Here is a 22,506-nt window from a genome sequence, read left to right as displayed (position 1 = left end):
TGACGAAGGGGCCGTCCCGGCTGGGACGGCCCCTTCGTCGTCGGTCAGAGGCGGACGAGCGGGTGCAGCCCTTCGGAGCGCGCCACGGCCTGGTCGTCGCCGCAGATCTCGAGCCAGTTGGCCAGCAGGCGATGACCGCCCTCGGTCAGCACAGACTCGGGGTGGAACTGCACGCCGTGCAGCGGGAGGGACACGTGCTGCAGGCCCATGATGATCCCGTGTGCGGTCGCTGTGACCTCCAGCTCGTCGGAGACCGTGTCGTTGACCACCGCGAGAGAGTGGTACCGCGTGGCGGTGAACGGGTCGGGCAGTCCCGCCAGCACGCCTTCGCCCTTGTGCTCCACCTGGCTGGTCTTGCCGTGCATGAGCTCGGGAGCGTGCGTGACCGTGCCACCGAACACCTCACCGAGCGCCTGGTGGCCGAGGCACACCCCGAGCATCGGCAGCCCGGCGTCCGCGCAGTCGCGGATGACCTGCATGCTCTGGCCCGCGTCGGCAGGCGTCCCCGGGCCAGGGCTCACCAGGACGCCGTCGAAGTCGGCACGCTCCGCCACGGGCGGCACCGCGTCGTTGCGCACGACGACCGTCTCGGCACCCAGCTGGTTGAGGTAGCCGACGATCGTGTAGACGAACGAGTCGTAGTTGTCGATCACCAGGATCCGCGTTGTCGACTGCACTGTCACTCACCCACCGTGGTCTCGTTGAACGGCATGAACGGCGCGACCGCCGGGAACACCCACAGGAAGCAGGCCGCCAGCACGGCCAGTGCCGCGACCGTGAGGATCAGCGCGCGCACGCCGGCGGGTCCGGGCAGCCGGTGCCACAACCATCCGTACATCAGCGTCCTCCGTCTCGCACGCAGGTGACCATCATGCGCCACCGGCCAGCTCTGCTGGGATGCCGTCCGAGGTCGGCGCCCAGTAGTCCAGGACTCCGTGCACGATGAACCGTTCCTGGGCTGAGTACATCGGGTGGCACGTGGTCAGCGTGATCATCCGTTCGGTAGGCACCGCGCCGGGGTCGCCGGGGACCGGGGCGATGACGTCGATCGCGGACGGAGGGACGATCTGCGTCGACGTCACGCGGTAGACGTACCAGACGTTGTCCGTCGTCTTGAGGATGAGCGGGTCCCCGACCTGCAGCTCCTCGACCCGGTTGAAGGGCTTGGCGTACGTGGTGCGGTGGCCGGCGACGGCGAAGTTGCCGAGGCCGCCGGGCATCGCCGTGCCCTCGTAGTGCCCGACGCCGAGCACGTCGAGCACGGTCGCCCGATCGGTCCCCTGGCTGATCGGTCGTTCGGGCTCGCCGACCCAGCGCGGCACCTGCATCGTCGCGAACGTCGTGGCGTGCGGCGGCTCCGCCATGACAGGCGGCTCGTCCCGACGCGGCGGGGCGATGACGGGTCCGACGGGTGCCCCGGCGCTCGGCGTGGCCGTCGGCACGGGTTCGAACGGCAGCTCTGCCACGATCTCGGCCTGCGCGTGGTTCCCGACGACGTCCGTCCACCACAGCTGCCAGAGCAGGAACGCGAAGAGGAGGACGCCGAGCGTGATCAGGAGCTCGCCGATCACCCCGACGACCCCGTAGAACACGTCACGGGCGCGGCTCCGGCCGGCCGCGCGCTGTTCTCGACGGGTGGGAGCAGGTGGCTCCGTCGTCGTCTCGCTGCTCACTGCTTGTCCTCGGGTCCGACCGTCCTGGTGGGTTCGGTCCTGGCCCGCTGCGCCTCCTCGGCGGCCTCCAGCCCGGGCAGGATCTCGACGCCCTCGGGGACCGTCGCGGCTCGCAGCTCGGTGGCGCCCGAGTAGGCGGCGAGCTCGAGCGGCTGGTCCGCATCCGTCACGTCCCAGCCGAGCCCGACCTCCGCGGCGTCGCGCAGGTACAGCTGGACGGCCGGTGACGCGCTCAGACCCTTGCGCAGGTCGTCCGGGTCGCCGACCGCCTGCACCACGTACGGCGGCGAGTACACCCGGCCGTGCAGCTTCAGGACGTTGCCCACGCACTGGAACGCGCTCGTCGAGATCACCCGCTGGTCCATCAGCGTCATCGCCTCGGCGCCCCCCGCCCACAGCGCGTTCATCACCGCCTGCAGATCCTGCTGGTGCACCACGAGCGTGTCGGGGTTGGAGTCGTCGCGACGAGGAGAGTCGGCGGGCGCGTCGTCGAGCCGCACCGTCACTCCCGGACCGGTGACCGGCACGATCCCGCCCTCGACCAGGTAGGCCGTGCTGGGCTCACCCACGGGCGTCCCCGCGTTCTCGACCGCCGTCAGGTCGTCGACGACCGCGCGCAGGGTGTCGACCTCCGTGGACAGCCGCGCCACCCGAGCGGTCTCGACCTCGGCCAGCTCCCGGAGGTCCTGCGGGTGGCGCTCGCCGGACGCACGGGCGAACTTGGCGTTGGCGGCGAAGAGCGCGCCCGACAGGGCCAGGACGAGCGCGACCGACAGCGTTCCGCGCGCGACGAGGCGACGCGCGCGGTGCGGGTGGTCGGTCACGAACGGCTCCTCGGGCGGGGCGCCCTGCGACGGTGCGGAGACGGCGCAGTACGGGCACAGTACGGACGGGCACTACGCTAGGTCACGATGCGAGGAGTCCGTGACGACGCGGACCCCCGCAGCATGATCGACCGCCCCACGACCGCGACGGCAACCGCGTGGTCCCCCGTGGCCCGAGGGCCGCATCGCCGCAGGACAGGAGCACCGGACGTGCCTGAGTCGAAGTCGCGCAAGAAGGCGACGTACACACCGCCGCCCGCCAAGTCGACGGGACCCAAGGTCAACGCGCCCTGGTTCCTCCCCGTGATGCTCGGGCTGATGATCCTCGGACTGATCTGGATCGTCGTCACGTACCTCACGCAGTCCCAGTACCCGATCCCGGGCATCGAGCAGTGGAACCTGCTCATCGGGTTCGCGTTCATCATCGCCGGCTTCGCCATGACGACCCGCTGGCGCTGACGCCAGACAGACGTACCTGGGCGCCGTCCGCACCCTGCGGGCGGCGCCTTCGTCGACCCAGGCGGCTCGTCACCCCCAGCTCCCTCGGCGATCGCTCGGCGGCCGTCCCCACCCTCGCCCCCCTCGCGGCGCCGACTGTGTCGTCCACAGCCACCCTCTCTGACCTGCGACAACGCCGCGACTGTCCCCAGCGGTGCACAAGTCTGTGGATAACTACATGGGTGTAGTTCCACAGGTGTGGGTAACGGTGGGGATGGCGGCGAGCTCGTCGAATCCGGCTCTCCAGGCGATCGTCAGCCCTGCCGGTCAGGAGGAGAAGGCGCCGATCGACGCGTACGTCAGCAGGGTGGCGACCAGGAGCAGCGCACCGAGCGCCACCGGTGCGAGGATCGCGACGAGCCGTCGCCGGGCCGGCGGCGCGTAGGCGTACGCGGCTGCGAGCAGCGCACCGGTGACCAGCCCACCGACGTGGGCCTGCCACGCGATGTTCGACATCACGAACCCGAGGGCCAGGTTGATGCCGATGAGCACGAGGATGCCCCGGACGTCGCCGCCCAGCCGCTTGCTGACCACCAGGATCGCGCCGAACAGGCCGAAGACCGCCCCGGACGCCCCGACGCTGGTCGTGAACCAGCTGTCCGTGGCGGTGGCCAGCAGCACCGAGCCGACGGAGCCGCCGACGGCCGACATCAGGTAGAGAGTGATGTACCGGGCGCGGCCCAGCGTGTTCTCCAGGGTGGGCCCGACGAACCACAGGGCGACCATGTTGAACACGATGTGCAGGTACTGGCCCGGGGAGTGCAGGAACGCGGCGGTGAGGAAGCGCCACGGTTCGACGAACCCGGCGAGCGGCTGGAAGAGCCACCGGGTGGTCCACCCCGGCACGACGAGCTGCAGGACGAAGCTCACGACGCACAGGCCGATGAGTGTCAGGGTGACGATCGGCCGGCCCTCGTGCCGGACGCCGCCGAGGGCGGTCCGGCTGGTCGGCAGCGCCTGGGCCGCCTCAGCGACGCAGTCGACGCAGTGCACGCCGACAGCGGCCTGGCGCTGGCACTCGGGGCAGGTGGGCCGGCCGCACCGCTGGCACCGCACGTACGACACCCGGTCCGGGTGACGAGGGCAGACCGGCGGCGCGACCGGCGCGCCCGGTTCGGGACTCCCGCTGATGGTGCCTCAGTCCTCGATGGTGATCGAGTTGAGGACGATGTCCTCGACGGGACGGTCGCCGGGGCGGACGCGGGTCTTCTCGATGGCGTCGACCACGGCGCGGCTCTCGTCGTCGGCGACCTTGCCGAAGATCGTGTGCTTGCCGTTGAGCCACTCGGTGGGGGCCACGGAGATGAAGAACTGGGAGCCGTTGGTGCCGCCGACCTTGCCTGTGGTCGGGTCGACGCGCTTGCCGGCGTTGGCCATGGCGAGCAGGTAGGGCTCGTTGAACGACAGCTCGGGGTGGATCTCGTCGTCGAACGTGTAGCCCGGGCCCCCGCGGCCGGTGCCCAGCGGGTCCCCGCCCTGGATCATGAACCCGGAGATCACGCGGTGGAACACGACGCCGCTGTAGAGCGGGTCGGTCCGTTCCTCACCGGTGGTCGGGTCCGTCCACGGGATCGTTCCTGTGGCCAGCCCGGTGAAGTTCTGCACCGTGCGGGGAGCGTGGTTCGGGTAGAGCTCGATCCGGATGTCTCCGGCGGTCGTGTGGAGGGTCGCAAACATGCGAGAAGTCTCGCACGCGACCCCCTGGATCACAGGAGATCGCCCAGGTGCGCAGGCCACAGCCACTGCGCTGCCGCGTCCGCGGTGGCAGAGTGGGTGGTCAGTGCAGCCGACGAGCCGGGAGCCAAGAATGCCGTTCACGAAGAGCCGCGCGAAGATCGACGTCGACAGCGAGAAGCTGGCCGACCTGGGGGCCACCCTCGCCGACGCCGCGAAGAGTGCCAAGGAGTCTGCAGGCACCGCTGCGGCGAAGGCCGGGGACGCCGCATCCCATGCCAAGGACTGGACGACCCCGAAGGTCGAGGCAGCCATCGACTGGCTGCTGCCGCGGGTGGAGCACCTGTACAAGGAGAGCGTGAAAGCAGCGGCACCCAAGGTGGAGCACGCCGCGGAGCGGGTGTCGCCCGCCATCGACACGGCCCACGACAAGCTGGTCGACGACCTGCTGCCCAAGCTGGTGGCCGCGATGAACGAGGCCGCGGTCAAAGCCGGAGCCGCCGTCGAGGCGGCTGCGGGCACCACCGCCAAGAAGGGCAAGGGCAGGGCAGCCGCCCTGGCTGCCGCTGCTGAGGCGGCGTCGGGCAAGAAGAAGCACACGGGCGCCAAGGTGTTCTGGCTCCTCGCTGCGCTCATCGGCATCGGGGCGGGGGTCGCCGCCTGGACGCGCTCGCGCTCGAGCGTGGACCCGTGGGCCGAGCCGTGGGAGCCGACAGACGCCGGCACCACGCACACCCGTGTGGGCGATGCGGCCGACGCCGTCGGGGAGGCGGCCGGCAGCGCCGTCGCCAAGGGGCGCGACGCCACCCGCAAGGCAGCCGAGAAGGTCACGGCCGCGACCGAGTCGCTGACCGAGAAGGTCGTCGAGGCGAAGGACGAGCTGACCGAGAAGGTCGCCGGGGCGACGGACGCCGCCAAGGAGAAGGTCGCCGGGGCCACGGAGGCGGCGAAGAAGGCCGCGACCCGCCGGACCGGGAAGCCGGACGACGACGGTGCGACGGACCCGGTCGTCGGGACGACCGAGCCGGTCGTCGGCGCGACGCCGGACCCCTTCGTCGACCCCACCGCAGAGGGCGACAAGCCCGCCTGACCCCCTGGTCGCGAAACGGCCCCCGGTCCCCACGGACCGGGGGCCGTCGTCGTCTACCGAAACGTTTTGGCCGTTGACCCTCTGACCACCCGCTCTGCACGATGCGCCAGGCGCGTCGTGCCGGGGCCGCAGCGAGGCGACGCCGGGCCACCCGCCGGATCCCTGTGTCTCCCGTGCCGTGGAAGAGGACCCCATGCCCCGCCCCAGATCCCGCGGTCGCGTCGCGATCGCGTGCACGACCGCGCTCACCGTCGCCGCCGGCCTGCTCGTCGCCCCGCTCGCCGGCGCCGCGACCGCCGCGGACCCGGCGTACAACTACGCCGAGGCGCTCCAGAAGTCGATGTACTTCTATCAGGCGCAGCGCGCCGGCGACCTGCCCGCCGACAACCCCGTCTCGTGGCGCGGCGACTCGGCCCTGACCGACGGCGCCGACGTCGGCAAGGACCTCACGGGGGGCTGGTACGACGCCGGCGACCACGTGAAGTTCGGCCTCCCGATGGCGTTCAGCTCCACGATGCTCGCGTGGGGAGCGATCGCCGCGCCGCAGGGCTACACCAAGGCCGGCCAGCTCGACGAGCTCAAGGGCAACCTGCGCTGGGTGAACGACTACTTCGTCAAGGCGCACACCGCGCCCAACGAGCTGTACGTCCAGGTGGGCGACGGCGAGGCCGACCACAAGTGGTGGGGACCCGCCGAGGTCATGACGATGGCGCGGCCGTCGCACAAGATCAGCGCATCCTGCCCCGGCTCCGACGTGGCCGGCGAGACCGCGGCGTCGCTCGCGTCCGCCGCGATCGTCTTCAAGACCGACGACCCGACGTACTCCGCCACGCTCCTGTCGCACGCCAAGCAGCTCTACTCGTTCGCGGACACCTACCGCGGCAAGTACTCCGACTGCGTGACGGCCGCCGCCTCGTACTACAAGTCGTGGTCCGGCTACCAGGACGAGCTCGTCTGGGGCGCGTACTGGCTCTACAAGGCGACCGGCGACGCCACCTACCTGGCCAAGGCGGAGGCCGAGTACCAGAAGCTGAGCGTCGAGAACCAGACGACCACCCGGTCCTACAAGTGGACCGTCGCGTGGGACGACAAGACCTACGCGATGTACCCGTTGCTGGCCATGGAGACCGGCAAGCAGCAGTACGTCGACGACGCCAACCGGTGGCTCGACTACTGGACCGTCGGCGTCAACGGCCAGCGGATCCCGTACTCGCCCGGCGGCCAGGCCGTCCTCGACTCGTGGGGGTCGCTGCGCTACGCCGCGAACACCTCGTTCGTCGCGCTCGTCTACTCCGACTGGCTCACCGACCCCACGCGCAAGGCGCGGTACCACGACTTCGGCGTGCGTCAGATCAACTACGCGCTCGGTGACAACCCGCGCAAGTCCAGCTACGTCGTGGGCTTCGGCGCCAACCCGCCGCAGAACCCGCACCACCGCACCGCGCACGGGTCATGGCTCGACTCGCTGACACTGCCGGAGAAGACCCGGCACGTCCTGTACGGCGCGCTCGTCGGCGGACCCAGCGGTCCCAACGACACCTACACGGACCTGCGCTCCGACTACACCGCCAACGAGGTGGCCACGGACTACAACGCCGGCTTCTCGAGCGCGCTGGCTCGGCTAGCCCAGGAGTACGGCGGCACGCCGCTGGCCGGCTTCCCCGTGGCCGAGCAGCCGGACGGTGACGAGATCTTCGTCGAGGCCATGCTCAACCAGCCTCCTGGTGGCACGTTCACCGAGGTCAAGGCCATGATCCGCAACCAGTCGGCGTTCCCCGCGCGGGCCCTGAAGAACGCCACGCTGCGCTACTGGTTCACGCTCGACTCCGGTGACTCGGCGGCGAACCTCACGCTCTCGGCCAACTACAGCGAGTGCGGTCCGCAGACGGGCAAGCCCGTCCGCGCGGGCGGCACGCTCTACTACGCCGAGCTCAGCTGCGTCGGACAGAACATCCACCCCGGTGGCCAGTCGCAGCACCGTCGCGAGCTGCAGTTCCGGGTGACCGGTGGTTCCACGTGGAACGCAGCCAACGACGCGTCGTTCGCCGGGCTCACCACCACGGCGCTCGCCAAGACGAAGGCGATCACGCTGTACGACGGGGGCAAGCTCATCTGGGGCACCGAGCCCACCGGCACGGTCACCGACACGACCCCACCGACCGTCCCGGGCACCCCGGCCGCCACCGGCATCACGTCGACCGGCGCCTCCCTGAGCTGGACCGCGTCCACCGACGCGGGCAGCGGGGTCGCCGGGTACGACGTCTACCGCGTGCAGGGTTCGACCTCGACCCTGGTGGCGTCGACCACGAACGCGTCGACCGTCCTGACCGGCCTGACGCCCAGCACCGCGTACACGTACACGGTCACGGCGAAGGACGTCGCGGGCAACGTCTCGGCCGCCTCGTCGGCCGGCACGTTCACGACGACCACCCCGCCCGTCGATGTCGTCGCACCCGGCACCCCGGGGACGCCTGTGGCATCGGCCGTCACCTCGGCCGGCGCAACCCTGACCTGGGCGGCATCCACCCCCGGGACCTACGCGCTGACCGGGTACGACGTGCTCCGGATCAGCGGGACATCGTCGACGGTGGTCGGCACGGCCACCGGGACGACGTTCGCGCTCACCGGCCTGACCGCCGGGACGGCGTACACGTACGCGGTCCGGGCCCAGGACGTCGCCGGCAACCCGTCGACCGTGTCCGCCCCCGTCACGTTCACCACGACGGCGGCGACCGACACGACCGCACCCACCGTCCCGGGCACCCCGGTCGCGTCGTCGGTCACCCAGACCGGCGCGACCCTCACCTGGGCGGCCTCGACCGACACGGGCGGCAGCGGGCTGGCCGGCTACGACGTGTACCGCGTACAGGGGACCACCTCGACCCTGGTCGCCTCACCGACGTCGGCGTCGACGACGCTCACCGGACTCACGGCGAGCACCGCGTACACCTACGCGGTGCGGGCCAAGGACGGCGCCGGCAACACCTCGGCGGCGAGCTCGGCGGTCACGTTCACGACCCTCCCGACGACGTCCACCAGCACCTGCGCCGTGACGTATACGGCCAACAGCTGGAACGTCGGCTTCACCGGCAGCGTGAAGGTCACCAACACGTCGACCTCCCCGCTGACGTGGAACCTCGCGTTCACGTTCCCCACCGGGCAGCAGGTGACCCAGGGCTGGAGCGCGACGTGGGCCCAGACGGGATCGTCCGTGACGGCGACCGGGCTCGGGTGGAACGCCACCCTCGCCCCGGGAGCGAGCACGGACATCGGGTTCAACGGGTCCCACACCGGGACCAACACCGCGCCCACCGGGTTCACGGTGAACGGGGTGGCCTGCACGGTCTCCTGACCTGAGACGACCTGCGGGACGCCGAAGGGCGCCCACCTCGCTGGCCGGGGTGGGCGCCCTTCGCGGCGTTCGTGCTGAGGTCAGTCGGCGCTGTGCACGGGGCGGACTCTCTCGCCCAGCTCACCGAGCTGGGCCTTCAGGTCCTCGACCGAGAGGTTGTGCTCGACGCGCGGCGAGTAGAGCATCGAGCTCACGATCGCCCCCGTGGCACCGATCGCGAACGCGTCGCTCACGTGGCTGACCAGCCCCGCGCCGCCGGAGGCGATCACGGGAAGCGAGACCGCCTCCGTGATCATCCCCGTGATGTCGAGGTCGTACCCCGCCCCCGTCCCGTCGCGGTCGATGCTGTTCACGACGATCTCGCCGGCCCCGAGGTCCTGGCCGCGCTTCGCCCACTCGACCGCGTCCATCCCGGTGAACGTGCGCGCACCGTCGATGGCGATCTCGTAGCCGCTGGGGATCTTCGCGGTCTTGTCGACGCGCTTGACCTGCATGCTCAGCACGATGCACTGCCGACCGAACTCGACCGACCCCTGCGTGATGATCTGCGGGTTGCGGACGGCCATGGAGTCGATGCTGATCTTCTCCGCACCCGCGCGCAGGACCTCGTGCATGTCCTCGAGGTGCCGGATCCCGCCCCCGACCGTCAGCGGCACGAACGTACGGTGCGCCGCCTTGCGGACCATCGCGAGGTCGATCTGACGCTTCTGGGCGCTGGCCATGATGTCGTAGATGACGATCTCGTCGACGTCCTCGTGGTACAGCCGGTCGGCCAGCTCGGCCGGGTCCCCCACGTCGATGTTGTCCTGGAACTGCTGGGCCTTGGTGACGCGCCCGTCCTTCACGTCGAAGCAGGCGATGAGCCGGTTAGCGAGCATCGTTCACGTCCTTCACGTCGAGGTCGCAGAACGCCTTCAGCACCTGCAGGCCGGCGCGCGCGCTCTTCTCGGTGTGGAACTGCGTCGCCATGATGTTCTTGTGCGCCACCGCGGCGGCGAACTCCTGGCCGTACGTCGTCACGCCGACCAGCGCGGAATCGTCCGTCGGCTTCGCGTAGAAGGAATTCACGAAGTAGTAGAACCCGCCCGGTGTGAATGACCGGGAGAACGGGTGGTCGCCGCGCACGGCGACATTGTTCCAGCCCATGTGCGGGACTCGGACCTGGGATCTGTCGAACTCGTGGACGCTGCCCTTGATCCAGCCCAGGCACTCGACGTCACCCTCGTCCGAGTGCTCGAACAGCACCTGCAGGCCGACGCACACCCCGAGAAACCCCTGGCCATCGCCCAGAACCTTCTCGTTCAGGTGGTCGATCCAGCCCTCCTGGGCCAGCGACTCCATGGTCACGCCGGCGGCGCCGACCCCGGGCAGGATGTACTTGTCGACCTCGTCGCACTCACCCGGCTTGGCCACGAGCGCGTGCGGGACACCGAGATGTTCGAGCGCATAAGAAATGCTCTGCGAATTACCGGTCCGGTAGTCGATGATCCCGATCACTTGCCCAATCCTACACCGGACACATGTCTCACATATTGGACCTCAGTCGAGGAACAGGGCCCTCAGCCGGACCGTGGTGAACGCCAGACCGAGGCCGATCATCACGACGAAGTAGGCCACGTGCGTGAGCATCGAGCCGTCGAGCACCCCGAGCGTCAAGCCACGGACCAGCTCCACCGCGTGCCACAGCGGGAGCGCCTTGATGAGCCCTTGGATCCATCCGGGGTAGACCGTGATCGGGTAGAACGTGGCCGAGAACAGGAACATCGGCAGCATCACGAAGTTGATCCAATCCATCTGCTGGAAGGTCTTCATGTAGCTGGTGACGGCCATCCCGACGCTGGCGAACCCGAAGGCGACGAGCAGCACCGCGGGGACGGCCAGCGCAGCGGTCCACGCGAGGTTCAGGCCCATGACCTGCATGACGGTGAGGAACCCGATGGCGTAGACGCCCCCGCGCAGCAACGCGTACGTGATCTCGCCGAACGCCACGTCCAGCGGGCCCAACGACGTGGCGAGCATCCCGTCGTAGAGCTTGCCGAAGTGCATCTTGAAGAAGACGTTCCAGGTCGAGTCGTACACCGCGCCGTTCATCGCGGAGACGGCCAGGAGCGCCGGCGCGATGAACGCTGCGTACGAGACGGACGTGCCGTTCGGCAGCTCGACGTCGCCGATGAACGTGCCCAGCCCGAGGCCCATCGCGAGCAGGAAGAACACCGGCTCGAAGAACCCGGACAGCACGATGACCCAGTTGGTGCTCTTGGTCGCCTTGAGCCCACGCGCGACGACGGATCGCGCGTTGCGCGCGTACAACGAGCTGATCGTGGCCTTGTGCGTGGGTTCGGTCGTGGTGGTCATCCGGCCCGCAACCTCCTCACGAAGGCGCGACGCGCCAGCACCCAGCCGAGGACGGCGAGCACGACGAGGACGGCGAGGTGCCAGCCGACGGGCCAGGCGCCCGGSGGGGAGCCGTACGACAGCGTCCGGCCGATCTCGCTCGCGTGCCAGATGGGCGAGATCCACCCGATCCACTGCAACCAGACCGGCAGCGTCGCCAGCGGGAAGAACGTGCCGGAGAACAGGAACAGCGGCGTGAAGATGAACCGCTGCACCAGCGCGAACTGACCCTTGTCCTCGGTGAGCCCCGCGGAGAACGCCATCAGCGGCAGCCCGAACGCCAGCCCGCCCAGCACCCCGACCAGCGGCATGAGCGCCCCGGTCACCGGGTCGCCCACCGCGCCGAACGCCACGATCAGCAGGTAGTAGATCGTGCAGGTGAACAGCATCCGCAGGACGACCGAGATCACCAACCCTGCCGCGATCTGCGGCGGCGCGACCGGCGAGGCGTTCATGCCCCAGAAGATCCGGCGCCACTTGAACCCGGCCATGATGACGAACGTGAACTCGTCCATCGCCACCGTGACAGCAGCGGTGGCCAGCAGGGCGGGCGCGACGAACCATACGTAGTCCACGAGCCCGTCGGCGCCGGACGCGATGGGCTGGTCCAGGAACGCGGCCAGGCCGAGCCCGATCCCCAGCAGGTAGAGCAGCGGGTTGCCGACGCTGCCGACCACGATGGTCCAGCCGTACGCCTTCATGCCGCGCAGCTGGTGCTCGGCGATGTACCAGGCGCCGAAGCGGCGTGGTCGGTACGCCGCCGTGACGGCGGCCTCCGGGAGCGTGGTCGTCATTCGATCAGGCTCCGCCCCGTGAGCCGCAGGAACACGTCCTCCAGGCTGGAGCGTCGCACCAGCGACGTGGTCGGGTGCAGGCCGAGGTCGGTCACGCGCTCCAGCACCGCCTCGCCGTCCTCGGCGTACAGCAGCACCCGGTCCGGGAGCACCTCGATCCGCTCCACCAGGCCGGCCATCCGCACCGCCGCGTCAGCGTTGCGTTCCGACCCGAACCGCAGCTCGACCACCTCCCGCGTCGAGTACTGACGGATCAGCGCCGACGGGCTCCCCTCCGCCATGATCTTGCCCTTGTCGACGACCACGATCCGGTCGCACAGCTGCTCGGCCTCGTCCATGTAATGCGTGGTGAGCACGAGGGTGGTGCCGCGCTCCTTGAGGCGGAACAGCCGGTCCCACAGCACGTGCCGCGCCTGCGGGTCGAGGCCCGTCGTCGGCTCGTCGAGCATGAGGATGCGCGGCTCGTTGATCAGCGCGCGGGCGATGGTCAGCCGTCGCTTCATGCCGCCCGACAGGTCGTCGACCTTGGCGTTGCGCTTCTCCTCCAGCTGCGCGAAGCCCAGGAGCTCGTCGGCCCTCGTCGCGCAGACGGACCTGGGGATGCCGAAGTAGCGGCCGTAGACGATGAGGTTGTCCCGCACGCGCAGCTCGGTGTCGAGGTTGTCCTCCTGCGGCACCACCCCCAGCAGCGACCGGATCTCCGGGCCGTGCGTGTCGGGGTCCAGGCCGAGCACGGTGAGGTCACCGGCCGTCCGCTGCGACACCGCGCCGACCATGCGCATGGTCGTCGACTTCCCCGCGCCGTTGGGGCCCAGCAGCCCGAACGACTCGCCCGGGGGGACCTCGAAGTCGATGCCGTCGACGGCGGTGAAGTCGCCGAAGCGCTTGGTGAGGCCGTGGGCGGCGATGACGGGTGTGCTCACAGCGGTACAACCTAGGCGAGAGAACCGACACCTCCCAGCCCAATGGAGTTGACCGAGGCAGCCGCCGCGGGCAGCCTGCACCGATGGACGACCTCTGGCCCCTCGCAGCCCTGCGTGTCCGCAGCGGCGACCTCGAGCTGCGGTACATGGACGACGCCGACGTCCAAGCCCTCGCGAGAGTCGCTGCCGAGGGCATCCACGCGCCCGAGGCGATGCCCTTCACGGTCCCCTGGACGCGTGGCACGCCGACCGAGGTGGCCCGCAGCATCCTCACCTACCAGTGGGAGAAGCGAGCGGCGGTCACACCGGAGAAGTGGACTCTCGAGCTCGCGGTCGTGCGGGACGGCGAGGTGCTGGGCATCCAGGCCCTGATGGCGAGTGACTTCCTCGTCACCAGGACGGCAGAGACCGGGTCGTGGCTCGGTCTGCGGCACCACGGTCGGGGCGTCGGCACCCGCATGCGCCTGATGATCCTGCACCTGTTCTTCGAGGGGTTCGACGGCCTGCGCGCCACGACCAGCGCGTTCGACGACAACGCCCCGTCCAACGCAGTCACCCGCCGCATCGGCTATGCCGAGAACGGCGTCGAGGTGCTGGCCCGCGAGGGGAAGCCGGCGGTGAGCCGTCGGTACGTGCTGGACCGTGCCGCCTGGGACGCCCGTCCGGCAGAGCTGCGACCGGACGTCCGCCTGGTCGGCGTCGACGGCGCCCGGGAACAGCTCGGCATCTAGCGCTCGTCGGCGTCCCTCCTGTCCCGCGGGACAGTCACCATCCGCCCACGAGAAGGCCCGGTAGATCAGCGACGGAGTCGAGCGTGACGTCCGCCTGCTCGCCCGCACCCGCGCGTGACTGGTCGGCGAACTTCCCCGTGCGGACCTGGACCGTCACGGCGCCGGCGGCGCGCCCACCCGCGATATCGGTCGTCGCGTCGTCGCCGATCACCACGCACGCCGCGAGGTCGACCCCGAGCGACGACGCCGCCGCCTGGAAGTAGTCGACCGACGGCTTGCCGACGACGCGCGCCGTCACGTCGGCGGCGTACTCGATCGCGGCGATGACCGCCCCGGTGTCGACGTGGTCGCCGTCCGGACGCTTGAAGTACTTGCCCCGCTGGAGCGCGACGAGCGTGGCACCAGACCGGACCGCTCGGAAGGCGGTGTCCAGGAGGGCGTAGTCCAGGACCTCGCGGCAGTCGCCGACGACCACGTGCGTGTACGGCGGCTCGATGACGACGGACGGCAGGTTCGCGGCGAGCGACGATCGCAAAACGCCCCCGACCGGTTCCGGTCGAGGGCGTGTGCGCAGTTCAGAGCGTTGTGCGCGTGCGTGCGTGGAGCCAAGGGGACTCGAACCCCTAACCCCCTGCTTGCAAAGCAGGTGCGCTACCAATTGCGCCATGGCCCCGTGTCCGAGAACGCGGCGGGCGCGATTACTCGAACGTGTCGGTGACCTCTGCCCACAGGTCACGCTCGTCGCGATCCTGCGCGTACTTCTGCCACACGACGAATCCGATGGCGGCGATGGCCACCAAGAACAGGAGCTTCTTCATCGGTTCCCCCACGGGTCGGGAGTGGGCCTAACAGGACTTGAACCTGTGACCTCTTCCTTATCAGGGAAGCGCTCTAACCGTCTGAGCTATAGGCCCGTGCACTGCGCGCGCCGCGGTGGCGCCGGATGAGACTACCCCAGGGCAGGGGCGCCACCCAAACCGGCTACGGAGAGGCACTGATCGCTCGGCTGATCACTCGTCGGTCATGGTCACGTGCACGCCGCCGACGAGCGCCGCCACGATGTTGTAGAGGAACGCGCCGATGGTGGCGAGGGCCGTGAGCAGGAAGACGTCGATGACCGCGATGAGCGTCGCGCCCGAGATGATCCGCTGGAACTCGACGTACTGCAGGATGTCGATCGAGCTCTCGGTCCCGGTGATCTGCGTGACCAGATCGTCCGCCTTGGTGAAGACCTGGAGCCCGTCGAGCGTGAACCAGACGACGGCTGCCGCGACGACGAGCATCACGCCGATGGCCACCGACAGCAGGAATGCCAGCTTCATCACGGACCACGGGTCGATACGCGAGATGGCGAGGCGGACCCGGCGCGGTGCACCGTGCGACCCGACTGTCGGGATGCGTCCCGAGCTCGGCCGGGCACCCGTGAGGTTGTCGGTCGAGGTCGCTGTCCGAGGGGCCGTCGGAGTGCTGGTCATGGACGGCTGCTCCTTGGGACGGGGTCGGGTGGCCGCGGCGAACGCGGCGGACGTGGCGACACCGGCCTTCTTGATCCAGACGGTGGCGGTGTCCACCGCCACCATCATCGGGGACGGAGGGTCGTGCTCGTCGGTACCGGCAGCGGTGGTCGTGTCACGATCCTGTGGAGATGTCGCGGTGGCCGGGCCGGATTCCGGGCGTTCCGGTCGAATGGGCGCCGTCGTCCGGGCCGCCGTCGTCGACGTGCGCGTGGGCGTCCCCGTCGTCGGTGGCATGACGCTCGCGGGCACCGTGAACGCGGTCGACCCGTTGGAGCCGTTCAGGCTCGGCACGTGCGTCGCGGCGTCGTCGGTTGCGCTCCACGTCGGTCCGGACCCCGTGCGCGGCGCTGAGGTCGTCTGACGGCCGGCGGTCGTCGGAGTCGTCGGGCGCTTGCGTGGCGGGATCGAGGGGGGCGTGGAATCGGTCATGCGTCCTCCGCTGACGGGTCTGTCACAGCCTCGGCGTCGGGCACCCCTGCATCGACGGGGGAGTCCGGGACGTCCGAAACCTGGCCATTCTCAGCGCCCACGGTACCTGGCTCGTCGGCCAGGTGTCGCTCAGTGTTGCGCGCAACCGCGATGATCTGGTCTCCGCTGTCGGGCTTGGCGAAGATGACGCCCTGCGTCGTGCGGCCCGTGGCGTTGACCTCCGCGGTGGCGGAGCGCACGATCTTGCCGCGTTCCATGATGACGAGAACCTCGTCGTCGGGGTCCACCACGAGGGCTCCGACCAGGTCGCCGTTCGCCTCCGGCAGGTTCGCGACCTTGATGCCCAGACCGCCGCGGCCCTGCTGGCGGTAGTTCTCCACGGTCAGCGCGGTGCGCTTCGCGATGCCGCCCTGGGTCACGGTGAACAGGAAGGCGTCCTCGCGCACGACGTCCATCGCCAGGAGCTCGTCGTCGGCCCGGAACTTCATCCCCGTCACTCCTGACGTGGCCCGGCCCATGGGCCGCAGCGACTCGTCCGACGCGGTGAACCGGACCGACTGACCCTTGCGCGACACCAGGATCAGGTCCTGGTCGGAGTCGACGAGCCGCGCGGAGACCAGCTCGTCCGGCAGGCCGTCCTCGTCCTCGCGCAGGTTGATCGCGATGACGCCTCCGGAGCGGTTGGAGTCGTAGTCGCTCAGGCGAGTCTTCTTCACGAGCCCGCGCTGCGTCGCCAGGACCAGGTACTCGGCCTTGGTGTAGTCGCGGATGTCGAGCACCTGGGCGATCTTCTCGCCCGGCTGGAACGCGAGCAGGTTGGCGACGTGCTGACCCTTCGCGTCGCGGCCACCCTCGGGCAGCTCGTACGCCTTGGCGCGGTAGACCCGGCCGAGGTTGGTGAAGAACAGCAGCCAGTGGTGGGTCGTCGTGACGAAGAAGTGGTCGACCAGGTCGTCCTCGCGCAGCTGCGCGCCTCGCACGCCCTTGCCGCCGCGGCGCTGTGCTCGGTAGTTGTCCGACCGGGTCCGCTTGGCGTACCCGCCGCGGGTGATGGTGACGACCATCTCCTCCTCGGCGATGAGGTCCTCGACGCTGACCTCGCCGTCGAAGGGCAGGATCGTCGTGCGGCGCTCATCGCCGTACTTCGCGACGATCTCGCCCAGCTCCTCGGACACGATGTCCCGCTGCCGCTGCTCAGAGGCGAGGATCTCGCGGTACTCGAGGATCTCCGCCTCGAGCTTGGCGTAGCGCTCGAGGATCTCCTGGCGCTGCAGCGCGGCCAGCCGGCGCAGCTGCAGGTTGAGGATCGCGTTCGCCTGGAGCTCGTCGATGTCGAGCATGGCCATCAGGCCGGCACGGGCCTCGTCCGCGTCGGGCGAGCGGCGGATGAGCGCGATGACCTCGTCGAGCGCGTCGAGCGCCTTGAGGTACCCACGGTAGATGTGGATGTCCGCCTCGGCCTCGCGCAGCTTGAACGCGGTGCGACGGACGACGACCTCGAGCTGGTGGGTCACCCAGTGGCGCACGAACGCGTCGATGCTCAGCGTGCGGGGGACGTCGTCGACGAGCGCGAGCATGTTCGCGCCGAACGTGTCCTGCAGCTGCGTGTGCTTGTAGAGGTTGTTCAGCACGACCTTCGCGACGGCGTCGCGCTTGAGCACGATCACCAGTCGCTGGCCGGCGCGGCCGGACGTCTCGTCGCGGATGTCCGCGATACCCGTGACCTTGTTCTCGCGGACCAGGTCGGCGATCTTCTTCGCCAGGGTGTCCGGGTTCACCTGGTACGGCAGCTCGGTGACGACCAGGCAGATACGACCCTGGATCTCCTCGACCTCGACGATCGCGCGCATCGTGATGGAGCCGCGACCGGTTCGGTACGCCTCCTCGATGCCCTTGTGGCCCAGGATCGTCGCACCTGTGGGGAAGTCGGGGCCCTTGATGCGCAGCAGGAGCGCCGCGAGCAGCTCCTCGCGCGACGCCTCGGGGTGGTCCAGGTGCCACTGGACACCCTCGGCCACCTCGCGCAGGTTGTGCGGCGGGATGTTGGTCGCCATGCCGACCGCGATGCCGGCCGAGCCGTTGACCAGCAGGTTCGGGAACCGCGACGGCAGGACTGTGGGCTCCTGGGTGCGGCCGTCGTAGTTGTCCTGGAAGTCGACGGTGTCCTTGTCGATGTCCCGGACCATCTCCATGGACAGCGGCGCCATCTTGCACTCGGTGTACCGCGGGGCGGCCGCCGGGTCGTCGCCCGGGGACCCGAAGTTCCCCTGCCCGGACACCAGCGGGTACCGCAGCGACCAGTCCTGCACCAGGCGGACCAGGGCGTCGTAGATCGCCGTGTCACCGTGCGGGTGGTACTTGCCCATGACGTCGCCGACGACGCGCGAGCACTTGGAGAACTGGCGGTCGGGGCGGTAGCCGCCGTCGTACATCGCGTACAGCACCCGGCGGTGCACCGGCTTGAGACCGTCACGGACGTCCGGCAGGGCGCGGCCCACGATGACGGACATGGCGTAGTCGAGGTACGACCGCTGCATCTCCAGCTGCAGGTCGACCTGGTCGATGCGGCCGTGCTCGATCTCGTTGCCGGTGGTCTCGCTCAACGTGGTTCCTTACGTTCGTTGCTTGCTCTGGCCCGTGCGCTCTCTCGATCAGATGTCGAGGAACCTCACGTCCTTGGCGTTGCGCTGGATGAACGAGCGGCGGGACTCGACGTCCTCGCCCATGAGGATCGAGAAGATCTCGTCGGCGGCGGCGGCCTCGTCGAGGGTGACCTGCAGGAGCGTGCGGTGCTCGGGCGACATCGTGGTCTCCCAGAGCTCCTGGTAGTCCATCTCTCCCAGACCCTTGTACCGCTGGATCGAGTTGTCCTTCGGCAGTCGCTTGCCATTCGCCTGACCGTCGGCGACGACGGCGTCGCGCTCCCGGTCGGTGTAGACGTAGTCGTGGTCGGCGTTGGCCCACTTCACGCGGTACAGCGGCGGCTGCGCGATGTAGACGTGACCGTGGGTGATCAGGTTCGGCATGTACCTGAACAGCAGAGTCAGGAGCAATGTCCGGATGTGCTGACCGTCGACGTCGGCGTCGGCCATGATCACGATCTTGTGGTACCTCAGCTTGGACAGGTCGAAGTCCTCGCCGATGCCGGTCCCGAAGGCGGTGATCAGCGCCTGGACCTCCTGGTTGCCCAGCGCGCGGTCCAGTCGCGCCCTCTCGACGTTGAGGATCTTTCCGCGGATCGGCAGGATCGCCTGCGTGCGCGGGTTGCGCCCACGGACGGCGGAGCCACCGGCCGAGTCACCCTCGACGATGAAGACCTCGCACTCCTCGGCCCGGCTCGACTGGCAGTCGCGGAGCTTGCCCGGCATGCCCCCGGACTCGAGCAGACCCTTGCGACGCGTGGCCTCCCGGGCCTTGCGGGCAGCCATGCGAGCGGCGGCGGCCTGGATCGACTTGCGGATGACCTCGCGCGCCTCGTTCGGGTGCGAGTCCAGCCAGTCGCCGAGCTGCTCGTTGACGACCCGCTGCACGAACGTCTTGGCCTCGGTGTTGCCCAGCTTCGTCTTCGTCTGGCCCTCGAACTGCGGCTCGCCCAGCTTGATGGAGATGACGGCGGTGAGTCCTTCACGGATGTCGTCGCCCGTGAGGTTCTCGTCCTTCTCCTTGAGGATGCCCTTGTCCCGCGCGTAGCGGTTGATCAGGGACGTCATGGCTGCACGGAAGCCCTCCTCGTGCGTGCCACCCTCGGTGGTGGAGATCGTGTTCGCGTACGTGTGCACCGACTCGGAGTACGCGTTGGTCCACTGCATGGCGATCTCGACGGCGATCCGGCGCTCGGTGTCCTCCGACTCGAAGTCGATGATCTCCGGGTGGACGACCTCCACCTTCTTCGCGCTGTTCAGGTGCTTGACGTAGTCGACCAGGCCGTCGTCGTACTTGTACGTGACGTTCCTGAAGACCGGCGCAGAGGCGTCGCCCTCCTCTTCCTTGCCGGCCACCTCGTCACCCGTGCCGAGGTGCTCCGGGCGCTCGTCCGTCAGCGAGATCTGCAGGCCCTTGTTGAGGAACGCGTACTGCTGGAAGCGGGCACGCAGCGTCTCGAAGTCGTACTCGGTGGTCTCGAAGATCGACGGGTCGGCCCAGAACGTCTGCGACGTCCCCGTCTCGTCGGTGGGCTCGCGCTTCTGCAGCTCGCCCAGCGGCTTGCCGCCGTCGGAGAAGTCCTGCTGCCAGACGAAGCCGTCGCGCTTGACCACCGTCTCGACGCGGGTGGACAGCGCGTTCACCACGGAGATGCCGACACCGTGCAGACCACCGGAGACCGCGTACCCCGCACCGCCGAACTTGCCGCCCGCGTGCAGGATCGTCATGACGACCTCGACCGTGGGACGGCCCTCGGTCGGGTGGATGGCTACCGGGATGCCGCGGCCGTTGTCGACCACACGCACGCCACCGTCCGCGAGCAGCGTGACCTCGACGTGGTCGCAGTAGCCGGCCAGGGCCTCGTCCACGGAGTTGTCGACGACCTCGCTCACCAGGTGGTGCAGGCCGCGCTCACCGGTGGAGCCGATGTACATGCCGGGGCGCTTGCGCACCGCCTCGAGCCCCTCGAGCACCGTGATCGCGCTGGCGTCGTACCCGCCGTTGCCGCTCTTCGTCGTGCTGGTGGAGGGGATGCTCTGCTCGGCCACGGGCGGTGGTGCTCCTCAAGCTCTCACACGCGACGGAGGGCGCCGACCGAACTTCACCGGATCGGATCACTCCATGACGCTGGAGTTCCAGGCACAGGCGCGCCAGGAATGACCTTCACAGTCTACCTGGTGGACAGGCCTGGACCCTCTTTTCCGACAGGCGCCGGCCCAGGCATTCCTCGATCAGCGGAACGTGTCTCGCTCCCCGCGTCCGGCGACCCTCTTCGGACCCGTCTTGAACCGAGGTCCGCCCGGGTTCAGCACCGTGATCTCCAGGACGATCCCCTCGCCGAGGTCGGCCGCGAAGCGCCCGAGCATGGCGGGCGCCAGGAACTTCAGCTGCGTCGCCCACGACGTCGAGTGCGCACGCAGCGTCAGCGCCCCGCCCTCGAACGACACGTACTCGCAGTGCTCCGCCACCTGCGGACCGACCAGCTCCGACCACCGGTGCTTGAGCACGCCCGCCACCTGGTCGGAGGGCCCGCCCAACTGGTCGAGCAGCCCGCTGACCGTCGAGCCGATGAGCTGCGGGTCGCGCGCACCCGGGCCGGCGGTCCCCACCGCCACCGGGACCAGGGGCCGGCGGCGAGCAGGATCGCCCGGCCGGTACCCCCGTTGTGCTGCCGCGGCCTTCGCGCGGCCCAGCGCACCGAGCGCCACCTGGCGCGGCGGGGTCAGCTCGACCAGGTCTCGGAGCGGCGTGTCCGCAGCTTTGGGCTGCGGGAAGAGCTCATCAGAGGACACGAGCCACCTCGCCGCCCATGACGTCCACGCGTGCACCTGCCAGCGGAGCCGGGACGTCGTCGGCCACCGCGGCCGTGATCAGCACCTGCCGGGCCGGCGCGACGAGCTCCGCGAGCCGGTCACGACGACGTGAGTCGAGCTCCGCGAACACGTCGTCGAGGATCAGCACCGGTTCACCGTCCGGACCCCAGTCGCCCCCGACACCCTCGTCGCCACGGGTCAGCAGCTCGTACGAGGCGAGCCGCAACGCCAGCGCGAAGGACCACGACTCCCCGTGGCTCGCGTAGCCCTTGGCCGGCAGGCCGCCGAGCGTGAGGACCAGGTCGTCGCGGTGAGGCCCGACCAGGCTGACGCCGCGCTCGATCTCCTTGCTCCGCAACCGGCCCATCGCCTCGAGCAGCTGCGCCTCGACCAGCTCGACACCGGCTGTGTCGTCATCGATCTCCAGCACCGCGTCCAGCGACGACTTGTAGGTCACGATCGCATCGCCCTGCCCGGCGCTGACCTGCGCATATGCGCGTTCGATGTGCGGCGCCAGCGCCCTGACCAGGCTCCTTCTGGCGACGATGATCTGCGCCCCGGTCTGCGCGAGCTTGGCATCCCAGACGTCCAGCGTGCGCAGGTCCGCGCCAGCACCCCGACGTGCGACGGCAGCCGACTTGAGCAGCGCCGAGCGCTGCCGCAGCACCCGGTCGTAGTCGGCCACCGTTCCGGCGACCCGCGGGGTGAGCTGCACCAGCAGGTCGTCGAGGAAGCGTCGTCGTCCGTCCGGGTCACCCTTGACCAACGACAGGTCCTCCGGCGCGAAGAGCACGGTACGCAGGATGCCCAGCACGTCCCGCGCCCGCGTGGGCGAGCCGCCGTTCACCCGCGCGCGGTTCGCCTTGCCGGGCGTGACCTCGATCTCGACGAGCGTCGAGCGTGGACGCCCGGGCTCCAGCTCCCGGACCACCTTGGCCCGGACAACCGCGCGGGTGGTGCCGGCGCGCACGAGCGCCGCATCCGTCGGGACCCGGTGGCTGCCGAGGGTCGCCACGTAGCCCAGTGCCTCGACCAGGTTCGTCTTGCCCTGCCCGTTGGGGCCGACGAGCGCGGTGATCCCCGGCTCCAACGGGAGCTCGACCTGCGCGTACGAGCGGAAGTCCGTCAGGGAGAGGTGGGCGACGTACATC

Annotated in this window: 23 protein-coding genes and 2 tRNA genes; 5 read left to right on the top strand and 20 right to left on the bottom strand. The window is 69.7% G+C overall.

All coding sequences use genetic code 11. From position 1 onward, the window contains the following. Positions 1-44 precede the first annotated feature (44 nt). The 4 genes from ASG23_RS00495 to ASG23_RS00485 are packed head-to-tail and all read right to left on the bottom strand — an operon-like array spanning position 45 to position 2,497. Positions 45-683 (bottom strand): aminodeoxychorismate/anthranilate synthase component II, encoded by a 639-nt coding sequence (locus ASG23_RS00495; RefSeq protein WP_235520774.1) that lies wholly within the window; start codon positions 681-683, stop codon positions 45-47. Next, positions 680-838, bottom strand: a complete 159-nt coding sequence (locus tag ASG23_RS20200) for a hypothetical protein (RefSeq protein ID WP_186813462.1) — start codon at positions 836-838, stop codon at positions 680-682. The genes ASG23_RS00495 and ASG23_RS20200 overlap by 4 nt, the downstream gene beginning before the upstream one ends. A 31-nt stretch (positions 839-869) precedes the next feature. After that, the gene (locus ASG23_RS00490) at positions 870-1,673 is read right to left on the bottom strand and encodes a class E sortase (RefSeq protein WP_056018597.1); all 804 of its coding nucleotides are present in this window, start codon (positions 1,671-1,673) and stop codon (positions 870-872) included. Further along, on the bottom strand, positions 1,670-2,497 hold the full coding sequence (locus ASG23_RS00485; RefSeq protein WP_056018593.1) for a DUF881 domain-containing protein: 828 nt from the start codon (positions 2,495-2,497) through the stop codon (positions 1,670-1,672). The genes ASG23_RS00490 and ASG23_RS00485 overlap by 4 nt, the downstream gene beginning before the upstream one ends. Before the next feature lie 210 nt (positions 2,498-2,707). Here ASG23_RS00485 and ASG23_RS00480 point away from each other — a divergent pair, with 210 nt between their 5' ends. Then, complete coding sequence (locus ASG23_RS00480) at positions 2,708-2,956, top strand: cell division protein CrgA (protein ID WP_056018590.1); 249 nt, start codon at positions 2,708-2,710, stop codon at positions 2,954-2,956. Positions 2,957-3,262: 306 nt separating this feature from the next. Here ASG23_RS00480 and ASG23_RS00475 read toward each other — a convergent pair whose 3' ends face one another. Further along, positions 3,263-3,988 carry a rhomboid family intramembrane serine protease gene (locus ASG23_RS00475; protein WP_327019451.1) on the bottom strand — a complete coding sequence of 242 codons (726 nt, stop codon included), beginning with the start codon at positions 3,986-3,988 and terminating at the stop codon, positions 3,263-3,265. A gap of 144 nt (positions 3,989-4,132) precedes the next feature. Next, entirely contained in the window at positions 4,133-4,672 is a 540-nt protein-coding gene (locus ASG23_RS00470; protein WP_056018583.1) for a peptidylprolyl isomerase, read from the bottom strand. Between the two features lie 130 nt (positions 4,673-4,802). Here ASG23_RS00470 and ASG23_RS00465 point away from each other — a divergent pair, with 130 nt between their 5' ends. Further along, positions 4,803-5,759 carry a hypothetical protein gene (locus ASG23_RS00465; RefSeq protein ID WP_200941476.1) on the top strand — a complete coding sequence of 319 codons (957 nt, stop codon included), beginning with the start codon at positions 4,803-4,805 and terminating at the stop codon, positions 5,757-5,759. 193 nt (positions 5,760-5,952) lie between these two features. Next, the gene (locus ASG23_RS00460) at positions 5,953-9,111 is read left to right on the top strand and encodes a glycoside hydrolase family 9 protein (protein ID WP_056018580.1); all 3,159 of its coding nucleotides are present in this window, start codon (positions 5,953-5,955) and stop codon (positions 9,109-9,111) included. 80 nt (positions 9,112-9,191) lie between these two features. Here the strand turns inward: ASG23_RS00460 and hisF are convergent, their stop codons facing one another. Genes hisF through ASG23_RS00435 form a run of 5 tightly spaced genes read right to left on the bottom strand, consistent with a single transcriptional unit; the run spans position 9,192 to position 13,222 of the window. Next, positions 9,192-9,989, bottom strand: coding sequence for an imidazole glycerol phosphate synthase subunit HisF (hisF, locus tag ASG23_RS00455; protein WP_056018575.1), 798 nt, complete (start codon positions 9,987-9,989; stop codon positions 9,192-9,194). Further along, positions 9,979-10,608, bottom strand: coding sequence for an imidazole glycerol phosphate synthase subunit HisH (gene hisH, locus ASG23_RS00450; protein ID WP_162242646.1), 630 nt, complete (start codon positions 10,606-10,608; stop codon positions 9,979-9,981). Before hisH ends, hisF begins: the two co-directional genes overlap by 11 nt. A gap of 42 nt (positions 10,609-10,650) precedes the next feature. Continuing rightward, on the bottom strand, positions 10,651-11,466 hold the full coding sequence (locus ASG23_RS00445; protein ID WP_056018567.1) for an ABC transporter permease: 816 nt from the start codon (positions 11,464-11,466) through the stop codon (positions 10,651-10,653). Next, positions 11,463-12,299 (bottom strand): ABC transporter permease, encoded by an 837-nt coding sequence (locus ASG23_RS00440; RefSeq protein ID WP_056018564.1) that lies wholly within the window; start codon positions 12,297-12,299, stop codon positions 11,463-11,465. Before ASG23_RS00440 ends, ASG23_RS00445 begins: the two co-directional genes overlap by 4 nt. Then, positions 12,296-13,222: an ABC transporter ATP-binding protein gene (locus ASG23_RS00435; protein ID WP_056018561.1), complete on the bottom strand. Its 927-nt coding sequence runs from the start codon at positions 13,220-13,222 to the stop codon at positions 12,296-12,298. The genes ASG23_RS00440 and ASG23_RS00435 overlap by 4 nt, the downstream gene beginning before the upstream one ends. Before the next feature lie 83 nt (positions 13,223-13,305). On the opposite strand from ASG23_RS00435, the gene ASG23_RS00430 reads away from it, so the two are divergent. Further along, positions 13,306-13,953, top strand: a complete 648-nt coding sequence (locus tag ASG23_RS00430) for a GNAT family N-acetyltransferase (protein WP_056018559.1) — start codon at positions 13,306-13,308, stop codon at positions 13,951-13,953. Between the two features lie 34 nt (positions 13,954-13,987). Here ASG23_RS00430 and ASG23_RS00425 read toward each other — a convergent pair whose 3' ends face one another. The 5 genes from ASG23_RS00425 to ASG23_RS20370 all read right to left on the bottom strand — a co-directional run bounded on the left by ASG23_RS00425 (position 13,988) and on the right by ASG23_RS20370 (position 15,524). After that, positions 13,988-14,488, bottom strand: a complete 501-nt coding sequence (locus ASG23_RS00425; RefSeq protein WP_056018556.1) for an HAD-IA family hydrolase — start codon at positions 14,486-14,488, stop codon at positions 13,988-13,990. 65 nt (positions 14,489-14,553) lie between these two features. Next, a tRNA-Ala gene (locus ASG23_RS00420) sits at positions 14,554-14,626 on the bottom strand. Positions 14,627-14,651: 25 nt separating this feature from the next. After that, on the bottom strand, positions 14,652-14,771 hold the full coding sequence (locus ASG23_RS20375) for a DLW-39 family protein (RefSeq protein ID WP_235520772.1): 120 nt from the start codon (positions 14,769-14,771) through the stop codon (positions 14,652-14,654). Positions 14,772-14,793: 22 nt separating this feature from the next. After that, a tRNA-Ile gene (locus ASG23_RS00415) sits at positions 14,794-14,867 on the bottom strand. A 96-nt stretch (positions 14,868-14,963) separates the two neighbouring features. Further along, a complete protein-coding gene (locus ASG23_RS20370; RefSeq protein ID WP_235520770.1) occupies positions 14,964-15,524 on the bottom strand; it encodes a DUF3566 domain-containing protein in 561 nt (186 codons plus the stop codon). 115 nt (positions 15,525-15,639) lie between these two features. On the opposite strand from ASG23_RS20370, the gene ASG23_RS20365 reads away from it, so the two are divergent. Beyond that, positions 15,640-15,831 carry a hypothetical protein gene (locus ASG23_RS20365; RefSeq protein ID WP_235520767.1) on the top strand — a complete coding sequence of 64 codons (192 nt, stop codon included), beginning with the start codon at positions 15,640-15,642 and terminating at the stop codon, positions 15,829-15,831. A gap of 64 nt (positions 15,832-15,895) precedes the next feature. On the opposite strand, the gene gyrA is transcribed toward ASG23_RS20365, so the two are convergent. From gyrA to recF, 4 genes are all read right to left on the bottom strand, one after another. After that, positions 15,896-18,502, bottom strand: coding sequence for a DNA gyrase subunit A (gene gyrA / locus ASG23_RS00405; protein ID WP_056018549.1), 2,607 nt, complete (start codon positions 18,500-18,502; stop codon positions 15,896-15,898). Positions 18,503-18,550: 48 nt separating this feature from the next. Further along, entirely contained in the window at positions 18,551-20,590 is a 2,040-nt protein-coding gene (gene gyrB, locus ASG23_RS00400) for a DNA topoisomerase (ATP-hydrolyzing) subunit B (RefSeq protein ID WP_056018546.1), read from the bottom strand. A gap of 183 nt (positions 20,591-20,773) precedes the next feature. Next, complete coding sequence (locus tag ASG23_RS00395; RefSeq protein WP_082515618.1) at positions 20,774-21,334, bottom strand: DUF721 domain-containing protein; 561 nt, start codon at positions 21,332-21,334, stop codon at positions 20,774-20,776. Next, positions 21,324-22,505, bottom strand: coding sequence for a DNA replication/repair protein RecF (gene recF, locus ASG23_RS00390; RefSeq protein ID WP_056018543.1), 1,182 nt, complete (start codon positions 22,503-22,505; stop codon positions 21,324-21,326). The genes ASG23_RS00395 and recF overlap by 11 nt, the downstream gene beginning before the upstream one ends. Position 22,506: the final 1 nt, after the last annotated feature.

The organism is Cellulomonas sp. Leaf395 (assembly GCF_001424125.1).
Classification (GTDB): Bacteria; Actinomycetota; Actinomycetes; order Actinomycetales; family Cellulomonadaceae; genus Cellulomonas.
Note: the sequence above shows the minus strand (reverse complement) of the source record. Positions and strands in the feature narration are given on the sequence as shown.

What these genes read in the sequence shown, in the direction of transcription:
- ASG23_RS00460 (WP_056018580.1), top strand. Translation starts at nt 5,953, where the DNA reads ATGCCCCGCCCCAGATCCCGCGGTCGCGTCGCGATCGCGTGCACGACC.
- ASG23_RS00430 (WP_056018559.1), top strand. Translation starts at nt 13,306, where the DNA reads ATGGACGACCTCTGGCCCCTCGCAGCCCTGCGTGTCCGCAGCGGCGAC.
- ASG23_RS20375 (WP_235520772.1), bottom strand. Translation starts at nt 14,771, where the DNA reads ATGAAGAAGCTCCTGTTCTTGGTGGCCATCGCCGCCATCGGATTCGTC.
- ASG23_RS00470 (WP_056018583.1), bottom strand. Translation starts at nt 4,672, where the DNA reads ATGTTTGCGACCCTCCACACGACCGCCGGAGACATCCGGATCGAGCTC.
- ASG23_RS20365 (WP_235520767.1), top strand. Translation starts at nt 15,640, where the DNA reads ATGGGCGCCGTCGTCCGGGCCGCCGTCGTCGACGTGCGCGTGGGCGTC.
- hisF (WP_056018575.1), bottom strand. Translation starts at nt 9,989, where the DNA reads ATGCTCGCTAACCGGCTCATCGCCTGCTTCGACGTGAAGGACGGGCGC.
- ASG23_RS00445 (WP_056018567.1), bottom strand. Translation starts at nt 11,466, where the DNA reads ATGACCACCACGACCGAACCCACGCACAAGGCCACGATCAGCTCGTTG.
- ASG23_RS20200 (WP_186813462.1), bottom strand. Translation starts at nt 838, where the DNA reads ATGTACGGATGGTTGTGGCACCGGCTGCCCGGACCCGCCGGCGTGCGC.
- ASG23_RS00465 (WP_200941476.1), top strand. Translation starts at nt 4,803, where the DNA reads ATGCCGTTCACGAAGAGCCGCGCGAAGATCGACGTCGACAGCGAGAAG.
- recF (WP_056018543.1), bottom strand. Translation starts at nt 22,505, where the DNA reads ATGTACGTCGCCCACCTCTCCCTGACGGACTTCCGCTCGTACGCGCAG.